A 20,893-nucleotide genomic window follows, 5' to 3' on the forward strand; every position below is an offset into this window, starting at 1 on the left:
TTGCTACTCTTCGGAAATTGGTAATCACAGATACCGCTCCTGCATCATAAGTTGCAGATGTTGCTCCTTGGATATTTGCCCAAGTGCCGTCACATCCAGTTGTGCTCCATTGCCATTGATAAGAGATAACTCCTCCATTTGCAGTGCTTCCCGGTGTGGTATTGGTAAATGCTGCAGGGTCGAATGGAGTACAGAGAGTTTGATCTCCCGCGATTACGCCAGGGGCAATGTCATTTGGAGTTACTACCAAAACATTACTGTTTCCTGCACAGTTAACATCAGAAGAAGCGACTCTTCTGAACCAAGTTTTAACTGCTACTGCAGGCGCATCATAAGTTTCAGATGTCGCGCCAAGAATATTTGCAAAACCGGTTGCTCCGCTTATAATGCTGCTTTGCCATTGGTAGGTAATTGTACCATGGTCAGAACCAGGTGTAACACTGGTAAATGGTGCAGGATCAAAAGGAGAACAAAGTGTTTGGCTTCCTGCAATTTCACCAGAAACTATTCCGGTTGGAGTCACTGTCAAACAATTGCTGTTAGCAGAACAGGCAACGCCGTTGAGCGTTGAAGTTGCTACTCTTCGGAAATTGGTAATCACTGTTACCGCAGGTGCATCGTAAGTTGGAGATGTTGCTCCTTGGATATTTGCCCAAGTGCCGTCACAGCCTGTTGTGCTCATTTGCCATTGGTAAGAGATTACTCCAGCTCCTGTAGTGCTTCCCGGTGTAGTGCTGGTAAAGGCTGCTGCATCAAATGGTGAACAGCCGATTTGGTCTCCAGCGATTGCTCCCGGATTTATAGGATTAGGAGTTACTGTCAAACAGTTGCTGTTTGCAGAACAGGCAACTCCATTGAGTGTTGCTGTTGCTACTCTTCGGAAATTGGTAATCACAGATACCGCTGCTGGATCATAAGTTGCAGATGTTGCTCCTTGGATATTTGCCCAAGTGCCGGCACAGCCTGTTGTGCTCATTTGCCATTGATAAGTAATTACTCCTCCTGCGCTGCCGCTGCCATCTGTTGTATTGGTAAATGCTGCAGGGTCAAATGGTGTACAGAGTGTCTGATTTCCGGCTATTACGCCTGGATTTACAGTGTTTACAGTTGCAGTAACTTGACTTCTTGCACCTTCACAACCTGAAGCACTGGTACAGCTTACCCAATAACTGGTAGTTGCAGAAATGGTTGGGCTATAGGTGAGTCCCTCATTTACTTTTGTGCCGCCTGTAGCTGCATCATACCATTTTAATGTTCCTCCAGGACAGCCACTGGCTGAAAGATTTACTTGTACAGGTCCAGGACCGCAAACTGTTGCTCCAGTTGTAGTTGGTGGGCTTGGTCTGAAATCCAAATTCAATTGAATAGGAGCTCCAGGGAAATCTTTTAATTCAGATTGAGCTGAACTTCCAGAAGATCTGGTTCGAATAAACAGCGTGCTAATTGATGTACACGGATTATTTAAGTATGTCAAAACCTGAGTAAGATTTATGGCTCCTTCAGCCCATTGATTTGGAGCATAAACACCTGGATTAACGCCATAAGCATCAAATGGAACTGTAGTGGTTACATTATTATTGGTACAAAAAATTAATCCAGGAAAAGTTGTGTTGGGAATAACAACATATTCATAAGCTGACCCAACTAGTTTCCATTGCCGAATTACAACAGTTGCATCACCACCACCTTGGGTAAACTCAATGGTAATCAATATGTCGCCAGGGGTACGGCCACCAGTTGCATCAGGTGCTGCGGTATGAAATACACCGCTGCCCCCAGTAATTGGAGCTACGCCTGTAAAAGGATCAGGAGGGCCGTAAGTGGCACCTGTCATAGTTAAAGGAGCTTGCAGAAATTCAAAATCTATGTAGCTGCTACCATTAGTTACCTGACGGTCACCAGCAAACATACACCATAAATCAGTCGCTGAACCAGAAACTCCTCCAGCTGGTGAAGGGCTGATAAAGTTACCAACTTCATTCGTTACACCGCCTTTTATAGCTGGATCGCCATAACTAAAATGAGCTCCGCAGTTTTGGATTTCATTTTTGTTTGGAGATGATCCAGGACCCCATGAATAGGTGTTAGGATTGTCGTTTATTTTATTGGAAAGCGTGAATATCGTAAGATCATCTATATAACGATCTTTTATCTGATAAGTTACAGGAATACTCTGAGGAGTGGGAGGATCTGTTATAGGATTTGGTTTGTATAGTACATTACCTGTAACAGGATCAATCAATCCATGATTGATGTTGTGCATATTAGTTGGATTATTGGGATCATAAGCTGGACTGCCAGGATTATACCGATCGTCAAATAAATCACCAACTTTTTCAAAATTAGTTCCAATAGGCTGATGAGCCCAAAAATCTCCATCAATTGCATCTCCTGCTGCAGGTGATACGACTGGGATAATCCCTTTAATGTTTTGTGCATGTACAACAGTATAACTGTTCATGAGAATTACTAAAAAGACTATAGGCAAGGCAAGGCTTTGGCGCCAATAGAAAGCCCATAGTTTTAGTGACTGATTTAAAGGAATTGTGAAATTAAATTTTGAAATCTCTGTTTTGAGGAAACAGGAAAAAGAAATGCAAAATTCTTGCATGCTTTTTATCGTAAAAAGAATAATTTTTTTCATATCAATATGGTTTTTAGACCACAATATCAATAAGAAAAGATCAGTAGAAATTGGGTTTTCGAGAAACCAATGAGTGTTGTTCCATGTTGTGAAGAAGTTTGGTTAGGGATATCTTAAAAGAAACAAACCTGTCTGGACTGTAACTTTTAATTAGGGAAATAATCACACCCTCATAAAATGCATTTATGAGGTATATAGGGTCTGAAAGAATTTTTTATTGAGGGGATCAATAATTAAATTCTTTTATTACAAAAAGAAAGAAGGTTTGAAAAATGGGGCTTTTTAATATAAAAAAATATTAAAAAATAAATTTTTAAAATAGATTAAAAAATTGAAAATGTACCTTTAGAGAAAATACAATATTCAATACAATGACAAACTTCAAAATGAAATACTGAAGTGTATGACCAATTCGCTATTTTAATTTTAGCCATCATTTAGGACAGCTAAATCACTTTGAAAAGTGACTGTGTAAAATTAATTAATTTAAAAAATGCATGCCTCATAAATAGTAAAAAGAACGATATAAGTTGAATAAAAATCGATAAAAAACACCCTAAATACGAATAAGCGTACATGATTATGAGATGCGATTTAAATTAAAAAATTAACATAACTTACTAATTATCAACTAAATACGTACTAATGTTTTGTTGTGAAAAGCATAAAATACCTAATGTTTTCAGCTATAATTAATAAAGATAGCATTTTAGCTAAAAATGAGTAACGATTTGTCTTAAAATCGACTTTTTCTAAGGGTAAAACTGCAGCTGAAATTATCTCAGAAAGCGTTGATTAAAAACTAAATATTTTAAAGATTTTTATAGTACAAAGTATTGGTGTTTTAGTTAAAATTTTGGAAAAAGTGATAGTTAAGAGGAAAAAAAAGACTTAACTTTACTAAACTTTTGGATGTGAGATTGTTTTTTAATTGAACATCAATAATTTATTTCTGCCACCCCATTTTTATCGTAGTTAATTAATCGACTTCAGTTTTCAATTAAAATAACACTTTCGATGAAAATAGTGCTTACAGGTGGAACAGGTGTTTTGGGATCTCAGATTATGTATGAAATTCTAGAGTTATTCATAAAAGAGTCAATCGACGGCAAACTCATTTTGATTTCCAGAGGCAAGAAAAAAAGAACCGCTTTAGATCGAATAAACGAACTGCTCTCAAGCAGTTATACTCCCAAATTCTTAAAAGATATAGGCGTTGAAAAATTGGATCAATACATCGAAGTTATTGATGCTGATTTAGATTCTCTAAAGGAAAATTTTTTAGGCAAAATAGAGGGAGCGTATTTTATTCATTCAGCAGGATATGTAAATTTATCTACTGACGAGGCGCATCGTGAAAAAATATTTGAGGAAAACACCAAGATTACCAAAGTTATTTTAGAAAATTTTCATCATTACATTAAAAAATTCATTTACATAGGAACTGCTTTTTCTTCTGGAGAACGCTCAGGAATTGTTGATAATGACTATCATAATCTGGATTTTGTTCCAAAACACCGCAACGCATATGAAAATGCCAAGTTTCATTCTGAGAAATTTGTTGCCAAGCGATGCAAAGCTTTGGATTTGCCTTATCAAATACTGCGTCCAAGTGTTATCTGCGGAAAAATGTTAGGAGATGAGAATAGATATTTCATTTCTAAATATATGGTTTTCTATCTTTTGGCTAAATTTTTTTATTTTGTGGCTCAAAGAAAAACCGAGCAGGAAAATGTACGTTTTGCAATTGGTCAAATGTCAGGTTTAAATATCATCCCAGTCGATTATGTTGCCAAAGTGATTGTGTCTGTTTTTAGAAGAGATGATATTCATCAGCTTAATATTGTGAGCCACAATAGTTTAAATTTAGTGAAGGGATTGAAATTGATTATGAAAGAAGTTGGTTATTCTAATTATACAATAATTCCAGATTCTCCAGAGTTTGAATATCAAAACACCACCGAAAAATTATATTACGAAAGCATTGGTAAACACCTCAAACCTTATCTAGTGTCTAGTGCAAAACAGTTTAATACTAAGCTGTTGAATTCTATTCTTGAAATTCCATTATTTAATGATGAAATCTTTACTCAATTGATTAGATATGCTAAATTGAATAATTTTAGAGATGTCAATGTTTAATTTAGTTTTTATTTTAATTCCCAGTTGGCGCAAACAGATTAAGTTTTATTGTAAATTTGAGGAAATAAATTCCCAAACCATGAAGTTTTTTATCACATTGCTGTTGAGTTGTATAGCTTCTTCTGCTATTGCTCAGGAACAAGTTTCCTTTTTTTTTGACAGCGATAAATTTGTATTGAAAAAGACAGAATTATTGAAGTTAAACCAATGGATGTCTTCGAACAAAGAAGTTAAAGTGGTTGGGGTTTACGGTTTTTGCGATGAGGAAGGAACTGTTGGGTACAATGATACTTTGGCCAAAAAAAGAATCGATTATGTATTCAATATCATTAAAAATAAAGTAAAAATAAGAGAGGATTTCAAAACAAGAAGTTTTGGAAAATTACATTCTTTATCTCCCATTAAAGCCGAAAACAGAAAAGTTACTTTGTATTATATTCAGCCAAAAGATTTTGTAAATGAAGAAAAAATAATAGACGAGAAGAAAGAAGCTGCCGTAGAGAAGAAGAAACCAAATATTAAATTCTCGGATACTTATGTTTATGAAAATCCAGACGGTTCAACAGTTAATATAAAAGTGGATACTGTTTTTATGAAAAAAGTGAGTGTGGCTAATGTTGGTGAAAAACTCAAGTTAGAGAACATGAATTTTTTTGTAGACACTTTTGCGATAATGCCTCAATCCAGATCAGTAATGTATGAATTACTGACAGTCATGAAAAATGTTCCAGATTTAAAAATACAAATACAGGGACATATTTGCTGTGTGCAAAAAGATTTTCGGGATCTGAGCACTCAAAGGGCTAAAGCTATTTATAAATTTTTAGAATTTAACGGAATTGATAAAAGCAGAATGACTTTTGTTGGTTTTGCCAGTACAAGACCTTTATATCCTTTACCCGAAAAAAGCGAAGCAGAACGCGAAGCAAACCGCCGTGTTGAAATTGAAATCATTGCCAATTAAAGGAAAGAATTGAGATTGCAGATTTCAGAAATAAGATTTCAGATTTCAGAATTGAGATTTTATAAAATTGCCATTGCCATTGATTTTTATTGCTATTAGCATTGATTTTTGTCATTGATATTGAAATTGATATTGAATTTTGCCATTGCTATTGCCATTGATTTTTGTCATTAATATTGCTATTGTATAATTGTCACATTAAAATTATCTTTGCCCCACATACACACAACTAGAAAATGAGTTCAGATACTTCAAAAAGATATGCACAGCGCGGTGTTTCGGCATCCAAAGAAGATGTGCATAATGCCATTAAAAATATTGACAAAGGTTTATTTCCACAAGCATTTTGTAAAATTGTTCCGGATTATTTAACGCAGGACAATGATTACTGTCTGATAATGCATGCTGACGGTGCAGGTACAAAATCCTCTTTGGCTTACATGTACTGGAAAGAAACTGGAGATATTTCAGTTTGGAAAGGTATCGCTCAAGATGCTTTAATCATGAATATTGATGATCTATTGTGTGTAGGCGCTACCGACAATATTTTGCTTTCTTCAACCATTGGCAGAAACAAAAATGTTATTCCAGGCGAAGTTTTGTCAGCTATTATCAATGGAACTGAGGAATTGATAAAAGAATTGGATTCTTTTGGAGTAACGATTCACTCAACAGGAGGAGAAACAGCTGATGTTGGTGATCTTGTGAGAACCATTATCGTAGATTCTACTGTAACTGCTAGAATGAAACGTTCCAAAGTAATTGATAATGCTAATATAAAAGCAGGAGATGTTATTGTTGGGCTGGCTTCTTTTGGTCAGGCAACTTACGAAAAAAGCTATAATGGAGGAATGGGAAGCAACGGATTAACGTCTGCGCGCCACGATGTTTTCGGGAAATATTTGGCAGCCAAATATCCAGAAAGCTATGATTCGGCTATTCCAAGCGAACTTATCTATTCAGGACAAGTAAAATTGACAGATGCCGTTGAAAATTCGCCAATCGATGCGGGGCAATTAGTGCTTTCTCCAACAAGAACGTATGCACCAATCATCAAGAAAATTTTAGATAAATATACTTCACAGGAGGTTCACGGAATGGTGCATTGCAGTGGAGGAGCTCAGACAAAAATTTTGCATTTTGTTCAAAATCTTCATATTATAAAAGATAATTTATTTCCGGTTCCGCCTTTGTTTCAATTGATTCAGGAACAGTCAAAAACAGATTGGAAAGAAATGTATCAGGTATTCAATTGCGGACACAGAATGGAAATATATGTGCCCGAAGCTATTGCTCAGGATATTATCGATATTTCAAAATCTTTCAATGTTGATGCGCAGATTGTAGGCAGGGTCGAAGCTTCTGATTCTAAAAAATTAACAATCACTAGCGAATACGGTACTTTCGAATATTAAAGGTTGTTGAATCGTTTTTGGTTGAATCGTTTAAAGGTTTAATCATTTATACGATTAAACGATTTAAACAATTAAACTTTTTCAAAATGTACGAACTATTTTTTTGGCAATATCAGGACGGAATCTATCTTAATCATCATTTGGTTTATGAAGCTTTGGCAGAAGAGCAAGAAGTAGAAGGTCTTGAAACGCTTCCTGTCGATGTTATTTTAAACAGGATTAACAGTGTGTTTTCAAGCTGGGATAGAGTAGATGAAAACAGCTGGAAAAATACCAAAGGAAAAGGTGCTTTTCAGGTAAAAACAACTCCGCAAAGCATACAGATCGACTGTTATGGAACCGAAGGCAAAACGATGAATCTTCTGGCAGATACTTTGGAAGAATTCAAATGCCCGCTGTATGATCCACAGATTCCAGTACGTTATGATGAAATGAACGAATAGTTTTAGAAGCTATTTGGTTTAAATATTTGAAGCCCGCAATATAAATTTATACTGCGGGTTTTTACTTTTATAAGAACGATAGTTAACTGTCTAAGAAGTTTGATGCTATTTATACCAATTAGAAATATAAAAAAGTCTAATTTTTTTTTGATACAGCGAATGTGATCTCATTAATTTAAACAATAATTTTTCTCGCCATGACGCCAAGACGCAAAATTCGGGACCAATTTCTTTGCGTCTTCGCACCTCTGCGAGACCTATATTAAATCAAATTCTTTAATAACATTGTGCTAGAATCGATAATAAGACCAATTTATATGTCTAAATGATATTAAAGTTTTGAAAGAAAAGTTGTTGCTATTTTTGTAAATTAGCTCAAAAAAATAATGACCGCTCCGCAATTTCCCCAAAATACAATCCTCGAAGACGAATTCGTTTTACTGCGCCCTTTAGAATTGACAGATGTTGATAATCTTTTGGATATTTCCCTCAATGAACCCGAAACGTGGAAATACTCCTTAGTTCCCGCCAATGGAAAAGAAAACCTGATAAACTATATTCAGATTGCTATAAAAGCTAGAGAAAATAAAACGGAATTCCCTTTTATTGTATATGATAAAAAATCAGGGAAATATGCGGGAAGCACTCGTTTTTATGATATCAATTTGGCTTTCAAAACTGTCCAGCTGGGTTATACTTGGTATGGAAAAGATTTTAGAGGAACAGGACTTAATAAGCACTGCAAATATCTTTTACTGTGTTTTGCCTTTGAAACTCTTGGAATGGAACGCGTAGAATTTCGTGCCGATAATAACAATCAGCCAAGCATTGAAGCGATGAAAAGCATAGGATGCAAAGTGGAAGGCGTTATGAGAAGCCACATGCCAACGTATGAAAGCGATGTACGCCGAGACAGTATTATATTGAGTATTCTAAAAGAGGAATGGTTTGGAGGGGTTAAAGAGAATTTGATCAAAAAGCTTTAGAATTTTGAGTTGCTGTTTTTTATAGATATTCTTATGCATTTTGTTTTTTGGGGAAACTAATATGAAATGTACTTCCTTTTCCTTCCTCGCTTTCAGCCCAAATTTGGCCTTTGTGTTTTTCGACAAACTCTTTGCATAAAATTAGGCCTAAACCTGTGCTTGGTTCATTTTCGGTTCCAACTCGGTTGTTTTTTGTGTCTATTTTAAACAAGTCATTAATCAAATCCTGGTGCATTCCAATTCCTGAATCTTTGATAGTGATGATTATATTCTCAGGATTTTCTAACGCATGAATGTGGATTGTTCCTTTTTTTGGCGTAAACTTTATTGCGTTCAAAACAATGTTGCGAATTATGGCTTGGCACATATTTTTATCTGCAAATACAGCAAGAGTGCTTGGAATTTGAGTTTGGATGCTTATTTCTTTTTTTTCGGCAATGTCGTGTAATGTGATAATACTATCTAAAGCAATAGATTCTAATGGATATTCTTTTGGGGCAAATGGGACTAAGTTTTGTTCCATACGGGTCCACTCCAATAAATTTTCCAAAAGATTGAAAAGATTTTTTGCAGAGCTCCTCATATTAGCGGCGGCAAATTTTATTTCCTCATTACTCATGTCATCGATATCCTCGGCCATTAATTCTGTGAGTCCGAGAAAACCATTGAAAGGACCTCTTAAATCATGTGCTATAATGGAATAAAATTTATCTTTTTGCAAATTGATATTAGAAATTATTGTGTTTTTTTCTTTAAGCAGTTCATTGTTTTTTCTTTTGGAAATGTATAAATACAAAAACAGCACTAATAATATGGCAACAGAAATAGATGTTGTAATTAACAGATAGACTTTTCGGGTATCACTATTTATTTTAAGAGTCTGTATCTCTATTTGTTTGTCTCTTAAATCAATTTCTCTTTGAAATTCAAGATTGGCTAATTTTTTTTCGCTGTCCTTTGAGAATATTGAATCTTTTATTGTTGAATATTTTTCAAAACTGTCTAAAGCCAACTTAATATTACCTCTGATTTTATACCCTTTTGACAGATAAAAATAGGTGTCTTGGGTGTCTTTTAGAGAGTTGAATTTTATAAATTTCTTTAAAACATTCTCAAGGAGGTTAATGGATTTTTCAAGATATTTATTTTTATTGCTTGCATACTTTTCATCTTGAGACATTAAGTAATAGGCACGGCCAAGTTCGTAATTATTATATGTATTATACAGATTTGAATCGTCGTTATAAGCGCTTATGGACTTATGCAGCATTTCAATTCCTTTTTCATAATTTTTTATGTTGATGTAGCAAATGCCAATATTGGTAAGATTTATGCCAATGCCTGAAGTTTCGTTGCTTTTTTTGTTGATTATAAGGGCTTTGTAAAAGTAAATCAGTGCTTTTTTATATTCTTTTTGCTGTAGATAAACATCTCCTATATTATTTAAAAGAAGAGAAATATTTCTGTCTTTTTTTGTCTGATAGCTTAATTTTAATGCTTTGTTGTAAAAAACAAGACCTTGTTTGTGATTTTTTAGGTCAATATAAATTAATCCAATATTATTATATAAAGCGGTGAGTGTTTTGAGGTCATTCGTTTTTTCGCTAATTTCAAGAGCTTTATACAGATTTTCTAAAGCATGGGGATAATCAGATTTTATTTCATAAGCGATACCTAAATTGGTGTAGGCTAAACCAATCTCTTCGGTGTCATTTATTTTTTGAGCATAAGTTAGTCCCTGCTTTGCATATTTGATTGCTTTATCAGGGCCGATATATTCTGAATAGGAGGAAAGTTTTATTAATACAGCCATTTTTTGAGATTTGCTTTTTGCTTGTTTCAATGCTGTTTTTAATGAATCAATAATTTTATTGTTATCATTCTGTGCCTGAATATTACTGGTACAAAAAGTTAAAATAAGAATTAAAAAAAGGGCTTTTTTTTGAAGCATCAATATTTTTTTTCAAAAATACACATTTAATTTATGTATTAATATGGGGAACATTAAAATAAAAACAGGAGCCTTTATTCTCTTCATTCTCTATCCAAATTTTCCCTCCATGTTTTTCGATAAATTCTTTGCAAAGAATTAATCCTAAGCCTGAGCTTGGTTCATTTTCAGTTCCTTTTCGGTTATTTTTTACATCGAGCTGGAAAATGTTCTGCAGCATCTTGGCATTCATTCCTATGCCTGCATCACAAATTGAAATAATTGCGTTGTTAGTTTCTTCTTTGCCCAGTGTTTTTATAATGACTTTTTTTGATGTATTTTGTTTTAGGCAAAAAATAGAATTGATTCAAAAATAGATACCTTTGCAGACAAAGAAATAAAAAGAAAAGCATGAAAATAAATCTTAAAAGCGGTATTGATAAACTCATTTTCGGAATGAAGCAGAATGATGTTATTGCCATTTATGGTAAGCCAAATAAAAATTATAATGACGAAGACGATAATGTGATTTTTGTTTACAATAACCTTAAAATCCGAATGACTTTTTACAAAGATGAAGAGTTGAAATTAGGATATCTAGTGGCTTCCAGCCCAAATTTAGAATTATTCGGCAACAAAATAATAGCAAAAAAAATAACGGATGTCAAAAAAGATTTGGCACAAAAAGGAATTACCAAATTTACCCAAGAAGAGTTTGATACTTTCGAAAATTACTTTAATGAGGAGAATTGGATTATTTTTCAAACTGAATTTGATGAAGTTGTCAAATTTGAGATAGGAGCAATAATCAACAGCAAAGATGAATTTGAATGGAAGTTTAAAAAATAATTTTTGACTTCTTCAAAAAGATAAAAGCCACGATATATTAGATATTTATCGTGGCTTTTTTATACAGAAGTTAAATTTATTGTTGTTTTTCAAACATTTCCAATTCGAAAATCAAAGTGGCATTTGGTGGAATTACACCTCCGGCACCTCTCTCTCCATAAGCGAGATTAGGTGGTATAAAGAGAATTGTTTTTTCGCCATAAGACATGGTGGCAATTCCTTCTAAAAATCCCGGGATTAAGCCCTCTTTTTTCCCAGCTGTAAATGGAAATGATTTGTAACCGTTTTGAGCGGCTCTATTTTCATCGAATTTTCCATAAGCTTTACTTACCTCTTCATAACTGCTGTCAAAGAGTGTTCCGTCTTCAAAATAACCCGCATAATGGAAGAAGAAAGTAGATCCGTCAGCAGGTTTAATGCCATTCCCTTTTGTTACTACGGTATAAGCTAATCCGGATGGAGTAGTGGTAGCTTTGGCTTTTTCAGCTGCAAAATAAGCCACTTTTGCTTTAATAACCGGGCTGTATTTTTCTAAATATACTCTTTTGGCTTCAGCATCAATGGCTGCTTGTTTTTTCTTGTTTTCTGCATCTATTGCTGCCTGTTTTTTTTGATCTTCTGATTTATTGTTAAAATAATCAGAGAATACTTTTACAGCATCAAATTTTTTAGCCAAATCTCCTTTTCTGGTTATGGTAATTTTTGTGATAACATCATCTTGAACAATGGCGTTAACAATACTCATTCCTTGTGTTACCTGGCCAAAAATAGTATGTTTTCCTGTAAGCCAAGGCGTGTCTTTATGCGTAATGAAAAATTGGCTTCCATTAGTTGCCGGTCCTGAATTTGCCATAGCTAAAATTCCTGCTTTGTCAAATTTGGAATCATTAAACTCATCTTTGAAATCATAACCAGGTCCGCCAGAACCGTTGCCTTCAGGATCTCCTCCCTGTATCATGAAATCGTTTATTACCCTATGGAATTTTAAACCATCAAAAAAAGGTTTCCCTTTTAATTTTTCAACAGTTACGAATGGGTTTTTCCCTTCGGCCAGACTTATAAAGTTTGCGGCAGTAACAGGTGTCTTTTGATAAAATAATTGAACAGTTATATTTCCTTTATTGGTTGCAATTGTAGCAAAAATACCTTCGGCAGCTACGGCTGGTTTTGCAGCTGTGGCTACAGGATTTTTTGATACAGCTTTTTTCTTAGTATTTTGTGCATGTAAATTGAATACTCCTAAAAAGAGTAATAATATGATTTTAGATTTCATTTTTTAGAATATTTATAGTTTGAAAAATAGTTGCTTAGATTCTTAGTAGTTCAATATCTTTTTTAATTAGGCATTTTGTCCATTAATTCTATTTCGAAAATAATATTAGTGTTTGGCGGAATTACATCTCCAGCTCCTGCTTCACCGTAAGCAAGATGCGATGGAATAAAGAGTACAGCTTTGTCTCCAATTGCCATTTTTTCGATGCCTTCTATAAAACCAGGAATTAAACCGTCTTTTTTTCCTATTTGAAAAGGAATTGGAATATATTGTTTTGCAGCAGCTCTTGCTGGATCGAATTTCCCAAAAGTTTTAGAAACATCTTCAATACTTGCATCAAATAAAGTGCCGTTTTCTAAAAATCCGGCATAATGGATATAAACGGTAGATCCTACAGCTGGCTTTTTACCATTGCCTTTTTTAGTAATTGCATATTGAAGTCCTGTGGCAGTTTTGACGGCCTTGCTTTTTAATGCTGTAAACAAAGCCGATTTTTGATCACAAACGGCTTTATATTTGATTTCGTATTCTTTTTTTGCTGCCGCCTCAGCAGCTACTTTTTGTTTTTGAATTTCTGATTCTACTTTGAAATAATCGTAGAAAGTTTTTTTGGCATCAAATTTTTTGGCGTCTTCACCATTTCTAATGATGGTTATGCTTTTTATAAAATCATCTTGCTCTATTTTATTGACAACTTCTAGGTTATAATCTACTACATGTCCAAAAATAGTATGCTTTCCATCAAGCCAGGGAGTTTCTAAATGCGTGATAAAAAATTGACTGCTGTTTGTTCCGGAGCCGTTATTTGCCATTGCCAAAATTCCTCCTTTATCAAATCTCAAATCAGAAAATTCATCTTTAAATTTATAGCCAGTATCTCCAGACCCTGTTCCTAAAGGATCACCGGTTTGAATCATAAAATCTTTAATTACCCTGTGAAATTTTAATCCATTAAAAAATGGTTTCCCTTTTAGAGTGTCATTTACAACAAACTCGTTTTCACCTTCTGCCAATGTGATAAAATTAGCAACAGTTACAGGCGCTTTTTTATAATCTAATTCTAGTATGATGCTGCCTTTGTTAGTCTCAATTTCTGCATATAAACCATCGGGTAAATTATCATGTTCTTTGTTGCAGGAAATTAACGCTGTAATAAGCAGTAGTAGAAATAAAATATTTTTTTTCATTCTGAATCTTTTTAATTTGTTAAGGTGTCTTTTATATTAGATTTTACGGAGGCATTTGCTTTTGAGACAGTTGCTGTTATTGGCTGTATTTGTTTATTATATTCGGATTCCGGCATGAAATCATTAAGGGTTACAGTACATAATAATGGCTGGTTAGTTCCTATTTTGTTATTATCTCCATGATATCCATATCCCATGTGTGAGGTAAAAAGAAAATGCACTTTTTCTTTTTTTCGCATTAATTTGATTCCATCTCTCAATCCCATCATGATCTCCTGTTTGTCGACTTTGTAGATTTGAGGCTCTAATTCTTCTTTGGAATAAATAATATTTCCATTCAAATCTTTTATTTCATAATCAAATAATGCAATATCTCCTTTCTTTGGATTAAGGCTGTCATTAAGGTTTCTGGTCTCATAATAATACCAATATCCTTTTTTGGATGCAATGTATTGTTTGGTTGGGTCATTCTTAATCACAGCTTCAATTTGATCTTCCTCTTTTGCTATCATTTTTTTATTTCGGGCAATAGATTGTTTCATGAAGCTTCCTGATGAATGCGAAATAGGTTTTCTCGCTTCTTGAGGCTGTTTGCAGCTTGATACCAAAAATGCAGAAAAAAACACAATTAATAATACTTTAAAATAATTCATAGGGGCTATATTTTTAAATTTTGTACTAAACTTTCAAATTTATTGATGGTTTCTTCCATAGAAACTTCTGATTTTCCTCCTGCGGCATTACTGTGTCCCCCACCTTGAAAATAATCTCTGGCAAACTGGTTTACATCGAAATCCCCTTGAGATCGGAATGAAATTTTGATAATTCCTTCTTCTTTGTTTTCGATAAAAATGGCAGTGAATACAATGCCTTTTATGCTTAAGCCATAATTGACAATGCCTTCGGTGTCGCCTTTTATGTAATCAAAACTGTTTAATTCCTCTTGTGTTAATGCAGTGTATGACGTTTTATGATTCATCATAACTTTCATATTCTGCAAAGCGCGACCTAGCAGCTGCAGACGGTTATAAGAACTATTATCAAACAATAAAGCAGGAATTAATGTGTTTTCGACTCCAAGGTCAATTAATTCGGCTACGATTCTGTGTGTTGTTCCTGTAGTTTTTGGAAATCGGAACGAACCAGAATCTGTCAATATTCCAGTGTAGATGCAGGTTGCGATCGTTTTGTCTAAATCTTGCTTTTTATCCAAAAAAGAAATAAAGTTATAAATCATTTCACAGGTTGATCCAAATGCAACATCCGAATAGGTATAAGCTGCATAATTATCCGGTTTTTGATGATGATCGATCATGATATACGGTGCAGAAAGTTTTTCTAAAACCTGCTCCATTTCGCCCACTCTGTGAAGGGCATTAAAATCTAAAGTAAAAATAAGTTCTGCATCCTCTAGGATTTTGGTGCAGTTTTCTTTGTCTTTTTCATATATTTTAACTGTTTCAGAGCCTGGCATCCAAGCTAGAAAATCTGGAAAATCATTTGGAGAAATTACTGTTGGAAAGTGACTGTTTTTTAGCAAAAAATGATATAATGCTAATGTTGAACCCATGGCGTCTCCGTCTGGACCTCTATGCGGAATTATGGCAATCTTTTTTGGCGTTGATAATAACAACTGTATCGCTTGTATGTCTTGTATATTCATAGTCTGCGAAATTACATTTTTTAAGTAATAGTTGAAAACTTTTAAGAAATTATAAAGAAATATAGGTTAGAGGTATTTCAATCCTTTTTTTCTAATGCTTTGGTACAAAATAGATTTAGGGCCTTTCACAATTTGCGATTTGTAAATTCCGACATTTCCTGAAAAAAAGTAAGCAATAACGCAGGCAATTCCAATATAAACGCCGCAATTAATTCCAAAAAGCTCCATCCCCATTACTGTACAGGCAATAGGTGTGTGGGTTGCCCCCGAAAAAACAGCCACAAATCCCATTCCGGCTAATAAAGCTATTGGCAAAGGAATAATAATTGACAAAGCACTGCCCAAAGTAGCGCCTACAAAAAAAAGCGGGGTAACTTCGCCTCCTTTAAATCCTGCCCCAAGTGTAAAACCTGTAAAGAGTATTTTTAAAAGAAAATCAAACGGTGCATTAGGAACTGTAAAAGCATCAACAATCATGGGAACTCCCAGTCCTATATATTTTGTAGTGCCAATAAAATAAATCGAAACTGCCAGAACGATTCCTCCAATGAAAGGCCTTAATGGAGGGTATTTTATATTCTTCGAAAATAATTTTCCCCAAAAATGGGTGCTTCTGGAAAAAAGCAAAGCTGTAAATCCAAATAAAATACTGACAATAATTATCCAAAAGAAAGCAGTGAAATTCATGTCGGGAACTGCAGAAATACTGTAATGAGTGTGCTTTATTTCCCAGAATTCAACCGTGAAATAAGCGATGTAGGCTGCCGCAAAAGATAATAGAATGCTTTTGAAATTAATTTTGCTGAAAAATACAATTTCTAAGGCGAAAATTGCTCCCGCTAGTGGTGTTCCAAAAACGGATGCAAAACCAGCACTGATTCCCAGAATGATTATGGTTCTCTTTTCGGAATGATTGAGTTTGAAAATAGATGTGCATACATCCGCAATTGCACCTCCCATTTGTACTGCTGTTCCTTCTCTGCCGGCCGATCCCCCAAACAGATGAGTGATTAATGTGCCCAAAAGAACTAAAGGAGCCATCATGAAAGGAATCTTTTTTTCGGGTTTGTTGTATTCTTCCAAAAGGAGATTGTTTCCTTTTGCAATTTTGGAATCTGATATAAAATAAAGATATCCAATGAGTAATCCTCCAAAGGGCAATAGCCAAATAATCCAGGTATTTTGAATTCTAATTTGGGTTACAAATTCTAATGAAACTAAAAACAAGGCTGATGCCGATCCGGAAAAAATGCCTATCAGACAGCAAATGAAAAACCATTTGAGCGTGATAGGCATTATTTGTTTTATTTTTTGAAAATCCATTAACTGCAATACTTTTTTAAAACTAATTTCTGTAGCTATTAAGTCCTTAGTGATTAATGAATAGTGATTAACTTTTGAAGCTATTCACTAATTACTGTCATGCTAAAGTATTAAAAATTGCAGTGATTTAGAATTATTCTGATGCAATTGCAGTAAATTCGATTTCAACTAAATATTCTGGTGCAACTAATTGGTTGATGCCGTAAAATCCTGTAGTTGGCTTGATGTCTTTAAAGAAAGTGGCATGTGCAGTTGCAACCGCTTCAAATGTTGATACATCTGTTGTAAAAATACGAGTGCGGATTACATCTTTCATTCCCACATTAAGATCTTCCAATACTTTTTCAACTCTTTCAAGAATATTTAATGTTTGTGCATAAGCGTCATCTGCTTTTACTTTTTCACCATCTACTATTGCAACAGTTCCAGATACTTCGATGATGTTTCCGATACGTACAGCGCGGCAATATCCCATTTTGTCCTCCCAAGGCGATCCGGTTAAGATGTTTTCTCTTTTCATTATTTAGTTTTTTAATTTTTTTAATTGTCGTTTAATACGGATGAATTTCGATTAAAGTGCGAATTTATAAAAATTAGAATTAAAAATAGAGCCGCTTTTGGGACAGCAGTCTTATTGTGATTGATTTTTGCGTTTTATCACAAAATCGTTAAGATATTTTAATTTCTTCGGATTATTTACATAGAAACCTAACTTTGTATGAAGTTTATTTAAACATAATGCTTAATGAATCTTAATGCCTTAATGGTTTTAAAAAAAAACAAAATTGTATAATTGTAAATAATGTAACTTAGGTATTTAGAATTTCTTAACAGCTCTGTAAAAATAAATTATGTTAGTTTTGTGATTCTATAAGTATTGTTTTTTTATTTTTGAAATATGTTTTAAGGCAAAAAACCTACTTTTTTAATATTATGAGGCAGATATATTTATTTATTTTTCTAATAGGTTTTATAACTTGTTCGCAGGCTCAAGTAGAGTTTGGCGGTAAGTTTAAAGGGATTCCCCCTGCAAATATCAAACCTAAACCAGAAAAGAAGGACATACCGCCAACGGATCCCAATGTCCCTGTAATTATTCCTCCCAATGTTTATAAAAGCCCAAATATAATTCAATCGCCTCCGAATCCTGTTGACGATTATAAGGTAAAAACCAAAAGTGAAATGTCAATGATTCCCAAGAATGAGTTTATCAATCCTGGTGATGAAGTGAGAGACAGACTGAATAAAAAAACAGACCGCCAAGAAGGACTGGCTTATCGCCGTAATCAAAATTTAGGCACTTTCAAATCCACTGCCGATGCTGCCACAGTTATGTACAGAGATGCCCAATATGTTGACGGTGATTTGATTCGGGTGTATCTGAACGGAGTAATCATACAATCCCAAGTGTATTTGGACAGCAATTTTAAAGGTTTTGAAATTACGCTGAAAAAAGGATTTAACAAGATTGATTTTGAAGCATTAAATCAAGGGGATTCAGGTCCCAACACAGCCGAATTCAAAGTTTATGATGATAAAAAACAACTGATTTCGGCTAGTGAATGGAATCTGGGTACTGGCTTTAAAGCCACTATTATTATTGTTAAGGAATAAGGAATAGCTAGTTGTTTTTACTTAAAAAGGGTCAGCCGTTACCCTAAATTTCATATTTGCTTTTATCTCAATATCTTGGGTAATTGTTTCTTTCGTTATTATTTTGGTTCGTATTTTATAACTGGAAGCTTTAATGTATTTATCTAGTTTTTGAGATGTACAGGTTAGGTTGATTGAGTTTGCGGATGAATTGATATTATCGAGAAAGGCTAATTCGATTTCATCATCTGCATTTGTAGAAATATACATATGAACTGATTTTAGAAAACTGAATGTTTTATCAGCAGGGGTTGTAATGCTCAGTTTTATTTCTTTCAGCGTTACATCTTTGACCAAATCCGCATCAGTATTATTATTCTTGAATTCAGCTGACGAATTGGTCGTAACATCTGGAGTTGCTACATCGAACGGTGTGTTCATTAATAGTCCGCCATTGATTTTGAATGTGGTTTCATTAGAAATTGTAAAGGTCAGTAATTTATCCACTTCACCGCATGAAACTGAAAATAAGCATAAAATTGCCATTGTTAAAATTGTGATTTTTTTTGTTTTCATTTTTTAAAAATTAAGATTTGAGCTTTTTTAACAGAATCCAATAGAGACTCTGTTGCTTACTTTAACGGGCTAATGTTTGAATTAGTATTAAATAACAAGCGGCTGAATGTAAGCAACGATTTATTTTAGAATTATAATACAGAATATCATCTGTCTGTTTCAAGATTCTTTTAACCTTGATAATTATTGTTTTTTTGATTGATTTTTTTGAATTTATTTAATTCTTTGGGCTAAAATGAACGAAAGTTATTGGATAAAAATAAAATAAAAATTTTTTCAAAATACCATTTTTCAATTCCGAATATATAAAGTATTTTTGCGCATGCAACACAACGTACTTATTTTAGATTTCGGATCGCAATATACACAGCTTATTGCGCGTAGAGTTCGCGAATTAAATATATTCTGCGAAATTTTTCCTTACAATCATTTTCCGAGTGATTTATCAAGTTATAAAGCCGTAATTCTTGGAGGAAGTCCTTTTTCTGTTAGAGGAGAAGATGCACCACATCCAGATTTATCACAAATCAGAGGGAAACTCCCTATGCTTGCCGTTTGTTACGGAGCGCAATATCTAGCCCATTTTAGCGATGGTGAAGTTGCAGCTTCAAATACGAGAGAATATGGAAGAGCTAATTTGTCTTATATTAAAGAAGGCGAAACTTTCTTTGACGGCGTTTCTGAAAACAGCCAGGTTTGGATGAGCCACAGTGATAGTATTAAAGCCTTGCCAGCTAATGGAGTAAAATTGGCAAGTACACATGATGTAGAATTTGCCGCTTACAAAATAGAAGGAGAAACTACTTATGCTATTCAATACCATCCAGAAGTTTTTCACTCTACTGACGGATCAAAAATGCTGGAGAATTTCTTGGTAAAAATTGCCGAGGTTCCTCAAAATTTCACGCCAAATGCTTTCGTTGAAGAAATCGTAGCAGAAATGAAAGAAAAAATCGGAAACGACAAAGTTGTTTTAGGCCTTTCAGGAGGAGTTGATTCAACTGTAGCAGCGGTTTTATTAAATAAAGCGATTGGTAAAAATCTGTACTGTATTTTCGTTAATAACGGATTGCTCCGTAAAAATGAATTTCAAAACGTTTTAGATCAATACGAAGGAATGGGACTGAACGTGAAAGGAGTTGATGCTTCTCAGCGTTTTTACGATGCCTTGGCAGGAGTTAGTGATCCAGAATTAAAAAGAAAAGCCATTGGTAACGCATTTATCGAAGTTTTCGATGATGAGTCACACAAAATTGAAGATGTTACCTGGTTAGCGCAAGGAACTATTTATCCTGACGTAATCGAATCGGTTTCGGTAAAAGGACCATCGGCAACTATCAAATCGCACCATAATGTTGGCGGTTTGCCAGATTATATGAAATTGAAGATTGTTGAACCTTTGCGCATGCTTTTCAAAGACGAAGTGCGCAGAGTAGGAGCAACTTTAGGAATTGATCCGGAATTATTAGGAAGACATCCTTTTCCTGGACCTGGATTGTCTATCCGTATTTTAGGGGATATTACTTTAGAGAAAGTGCAAATTCTGCAAGATGTAGATAAAGTTTTTATCGACGGATTAAAATCTTGGGGATTGTACGATAAAGTTTGGCAGGCAGGAGCAATTTTGCTTCCGGTAAACAGCGTTGGAGTAATGGGCGATGAGCGTACTTATGAAAAAGTGGTTGCACTTCGCGCAGTAGAATCTACTGATGGAATGACTGCAGACTGGGTACATTTGCCTTATGAATTCTTAATGAAAGTATCTAATGACATTATCAATAAAGTGAAAGGTGTGAATCGTGTCGTTTACGATATTAGTTCAAAACCGCCTGCAACAATTGAGTGGGAATAGTAATTTTTTTAACATTAAGTCGTTACATTTGTAACGACTTAATTGTTTAAACC

The 20,893-nt window shown here is 34.3% G+C and carries 18 protein-coding genes; 8 read left to right on the forward strand and 10 right to left on the reverse strand.

Annotated elements, in window-relative coordinates; genetic code table 11:
- The coding region (locus AC1DVP_RS00005) for an immunoglobulin domain-containing protein (protein WP_477181498.1) at window positions 1-2,644 on the reverse strand (2,644 nt) is incomplete at its 3' end.
- Between the two features lie 1,017 nt (window positions 2,645-3,661).
- Between AC1DVP_RS00005 and AC1DVP_RS00010 the strand changes: the two genes are divergently transcribed.
- The 5 genes from AC1DVP_RS00010 to AC1DVP_RS00030 all read left to right on the forward strand — a co-directional run bounded on the left by AC1DVP_RS00010 (window position 3,662) and on the right by AC1DVP_RS00030 (window position 8,594).
- Window positions 3,662-4,786: an SDR family oxidoreductase gene (locus AC1DVP_RS00010; RefSeq protein WP_477181499.1), complete on the forward strand. Its 1,125-nt coding sequence runs from the start codon at window positions 3,662-3,664 to the stop codon at window positions 4,784-4,786.
- A gap of 79 nt (window positions 4,787-4,865) precedes the next feature.
- Entirely contained in the window at window positions 4,866-5,750 is an 885-nt protein-coding gene (locus tag AC1DVP_RS00015; protein WP_477181500.1) for an OmpA family protein, read from the forward strand.
- A 236-nt stretch (window positions 5,751-5,986) separates the two neighbouring features.
- On the forward strand, window positions 5,987-7,165 hold the full coding sequence (locus AC1DVP_RS00020; protein ID WP_477181501.1) for an AIR synthase related protein: 1,179 nt from the start codon (window positions 5,987-5,989) through the stop codon (window positions 7,163-7,165).
- An 86-nt stretch (window positions 7,166-7,251) separates the two neighbouring features.
- Window positions 7,252-7,608, forward strand: a complete 357-nt coding sequence (locus AC1DVP_RS00025; RefSeq protein WP_477181502.1) for a hypothetical protein — start codon at window positions 7,252-7,254, stop codon at window positions 7,606-7,608.
- Between the two features lie 386 nt (window positions 7,609-7,994).
- A complete protein-coding gene (locus AC1DVP_RS00030) occupies window positions 7,995-8,594 on the forward strand; it encodes a GNAT family N-acetyltransferase (protein ID WP_477181503.1) in 600 nt (199 codons plus the stop codon).
- Window positions 8,595-8,625: 31 nt separating this feature from the next.
- On the opposite strand, the gene AC1DVP_RS00035 is transcribed toward AC1DVP_RS00030, so the two are convergent.
- Window positions 8,626-10,545, reverse strand: a complete 1,920-nt coding sequence (locus AC1DVP_RS00035) for a tetratricopeptide repeat-containing sensor histidine kinase (protein ID WP_477181504.1) — start codon at window positions 10,543-10,545, stop codon at window positions 8,626-8,628.
- A gap of 31 nt (window positions 10,546-10,576) precedes the next feature.
- Window positions 10,577-10,891, reverse strand: a complete 315-nt coding sequence (locus tag AC1DVP_RS00040) for a sensor histidine kinase (protein WP_477181863.1) — start codon at window positions 10,889-10,891, stop codon at window positions 10,577-10,579.
- Window positions 10,892-10,935: 44 nt separating this feature from the next.
- On the opposite strand from AC1DVP_RS00040, the gene AC1DVP_RS00045 reads away from it, so the two are divergent.
- The gene (locus AC1DVP_RS00045) at window positions 10,936-11,373 is read left to right on the forward strand and encodes a hypothetical protein (RefSeq protein ID WP_477181505.1); all 438 of its coding nucleotides are present in this window, start codon (window positions 10,936-10,938) and stop codon (window positions 11,371-11,373) included.
- A 76-nt stretch (window positions 11,374-11,449) separates the two neighbouring features.
- Here the strand turns inward: AC1DVP_RS00045 and AC1DVP_RS00050 are convergent, their stop codons facing one another.
- The 6 genes from AC1DVP_RS00050 to AC1DVP_RS00075 form a co-directional block, all read right to left on the reverse strand.
- Window positions 11,450-12,646 carry a peptidylprolyl isomerase gene (locus tag AC1DVP_RS00050; RefSeq protein WP_477181506.1) on the reverse strand — a complete coding sequence of 399 codons (1,197 nt, stop codon included), beginning with the start codon at window positions 12,644-12,646 and terminating at the stop codon, window positions 11,450-11,452.
- A gap of 62 nt (window positions 12,647-12,708) precedes the next feature.
- On the reverse strand, window positions 12,709-13,833 hold the full coding sequence (locus AC1DVP_RS00055) for a peptidylprolyl isomerase (protein WP_477181507.1): 1,125 nt from the start codon (window positions 13,831-13,833) through the stop codon (window positions 12,709-12,711).
- An 11-nt stretch (window positions 13,834-13,844) separates the two neighbouring features.
- Entirely contained in the window at window positions 13,845-14,486 is a 642-nt protein-coding gene (gene gldI, locus AC1DVP_RS00060) for a gliding motility-associated peptidyl-prolyl isomerase GldI (protein ID WP_477181508.1), read from the reverse strand.
- Window positions 14,487-14,491: 5 nt separating this feature from the next.
- Window positions 14,492-15,496 (reverse strand): DHH family phosphoesterase, encoded by a 1,005-nt coding sequence (locus AC1DVP_RS00065; protein ID WP_477181509.1) that lies wholly within the window; start codon window positions 15,494-15,496, stop codon window positions 14,492-14,494.
- Window positions 15,497-15,562: 66 nt separating this feature from the next.
- Window positions 15,563-16,819: a voltage-gated chloride channel family protein gene (locus tag AC1DVP_RS00070; RefSeq protein ID WP_477181510.1), complete on the reverse strand. Its 1,257-nt coding sequence runs from the start codon at window positions 16,817-16,819 to the stop codon at window positions 15,563-15,565.
- A gap of 133 nt (window positions 16,820-16,952) precedes the next feature.
- A complete protein-coding gene (locus tag AC1DVP_RS00075; protein ID WP_477181511.1) occupies window positions 16,953-17,339 on the reverse strand; it encodes a RidA family protein in 387 nt (128 codons plus the stop codon).
- A gap of 413 nt (window positions 17,340-17,752) precedes the next feature.
- Here AC1DVP_RS00075 and AC1DVP_RS00080 point away from each other — a divergent pair, with 413 nt between their 5' ends.
- Window positions 17,753-18,433, forward strand: coding sequence for a PH domain-containing protein (locus tag AC1DVP_RS00080; RefSeq protein ID WP_477181512.1), 681 nt, complete (start codon window positions 17,753-17,755; stop codon window positions 18,431-18,433).
- Between the two features lie 21 nt (window positions 18,434-18,454).
- Here the strand turns inward: AC1DVP_RS00080 and AC1DVP_RS00085 are convergent, their stop codons facing one another.
- Window positions 18,455-18,988 (reverse strand): hypothetical protein, encoded by a 534-nt coding sequence (locus AC1DVP_RS00085; RefSeq protein WP_477181513.1) that lies wholly within the window; start codon window positions 18,986-18,988, stop codon window positions 18,455-18,457.
- Window positions 18,989-19,310: 322 nt separating this feature from the next.
- On the opposite strand from AC1DVP_RS00085, the gene guaA reads away from it, so the two are divergent.
- Window positions 19,311-20,840 (forward strand): glutamine-hydrolyzing GMP synthase, encoded by a 1,530-nt coding sequence (gene guaA, locus AC1DVP_RS00090; RefSeq protein WP_477181514.1) that lies wholly within the window; start codon window positions 19,311-19,313, stop codon window positions 20,838-20,840.
- Window positions 20,841-20,893 lie beyond the last annotated feature (53 nt).

The organism is Flavobacterium sp. P3_A6 (assembly GCF_056403035.1).

Coding starts and splice junctions, on each gene's coding strand:
- AC1DVP_RS00010 (WP_477181499.1), top strand. CDS start 3,662: ATGAAAATAGTGCTTACAGGTGGAACAGGTGTTTTGGGATCTCAGATT.
- AC1DVP_RS00015 (WP_477181500.1), top strand. CDS start 4,866: ATGAAGTTTTTTATCACATTGCTGTTGAGTTGTATAGCTTCTTCTGCT.
- AC1DVP_RS00020 (WP_477181501.1), top strand. CDS start 5,987: ATGAGTTCAGATACTTCAAAAAGATATGCACAGCGCGGTGTTTCGGCA.
- AC1DVP_RS00025 (WP_477181502.1), top strand. CDS start 7,252: ATGTACGAACTATTTTTTTGGCAATATCAGGACGGAATCTATCTTAAT.
- AC1DVP_RS00030 (WP_477181503.1), top strand. CDS start 7,995: ATGACCGCTCCGCAATTTCCCCAAAATACAATCCTCGAAGACGAATTC.
- AC1DVP_RS00035 (WP_477181504.1), bottom strand. CDS start 10,545: ATGCTTCAAAAAAAAGCCCTTTTTTTAATTCTTATTTTAACTTTTTGT.
- AC1DVP_RS00045 (WP_477181505.1), top strand. CDS start 10,936: ATGAAAATAAATCTTAAAAGCGGTATTGATAAACTCATTTTCGGAATG.
- AC1DVP_RS00050 (WP_477181506.1), bottom strand. CDS start 12,646: ATGAAATCTAAAATCATATTATTACTCTTTTTAGGAGTATTCAATTTA.
- AC1DVP_RS00055 (WP_477181507.1), bottom strand. CDS start 13,833: ATGAAAAAAAATATTTTATTTCTACTACTGCTTATTACAGCGTTAATT.
- gldI (WP_477181508.1), bottom strand. CDS start 14,486: ATGAATTATTTTAAAGTATTATTAATTGTGTTTTTTTCTGCATTTTTG.
- AC1DVP_RS00065 (WP_477181509.1), bottom strand. CDS start 15,496: ATGAATATACAAGACATACAAGCGATACAGTTGTTATTATCAACGCCA.
- AC1DVP_RS00070 (WP_477181510.1), bottom strand. CDS start 16,819: ATGGATTTTCAAAAAATAAAACAAATAATGCCTATCACGCTCAAATGG.
- AC1DVP_RS00075 (WP_477181511.1), bottom strand. CDS start 17,339: ATGAAAAGAGAAAACATCTTAACCGGATCGCCTTGGGAGGACAAAATG.
- AC1DVP_RS00080 (WP_477181512.1), top strand. CDS start 17,753: ATGAGGCAGATATATTTATTTATTTTTCTAATAGGTTTTATAACTTGT.
- AC1DVP_RS00085 (WP_477181513.1), bottom strand. CDS start 18,988: ATGAAAACAAAAAAAATCACAATTTTAACAATGGCAATTTTATGCTTA.
- guaA (WP_477181514.1), top strand. CDS start 19,311: ATGCAACACAACGTACTTATTTTAGATTTCGGATCGCAATATACACAG.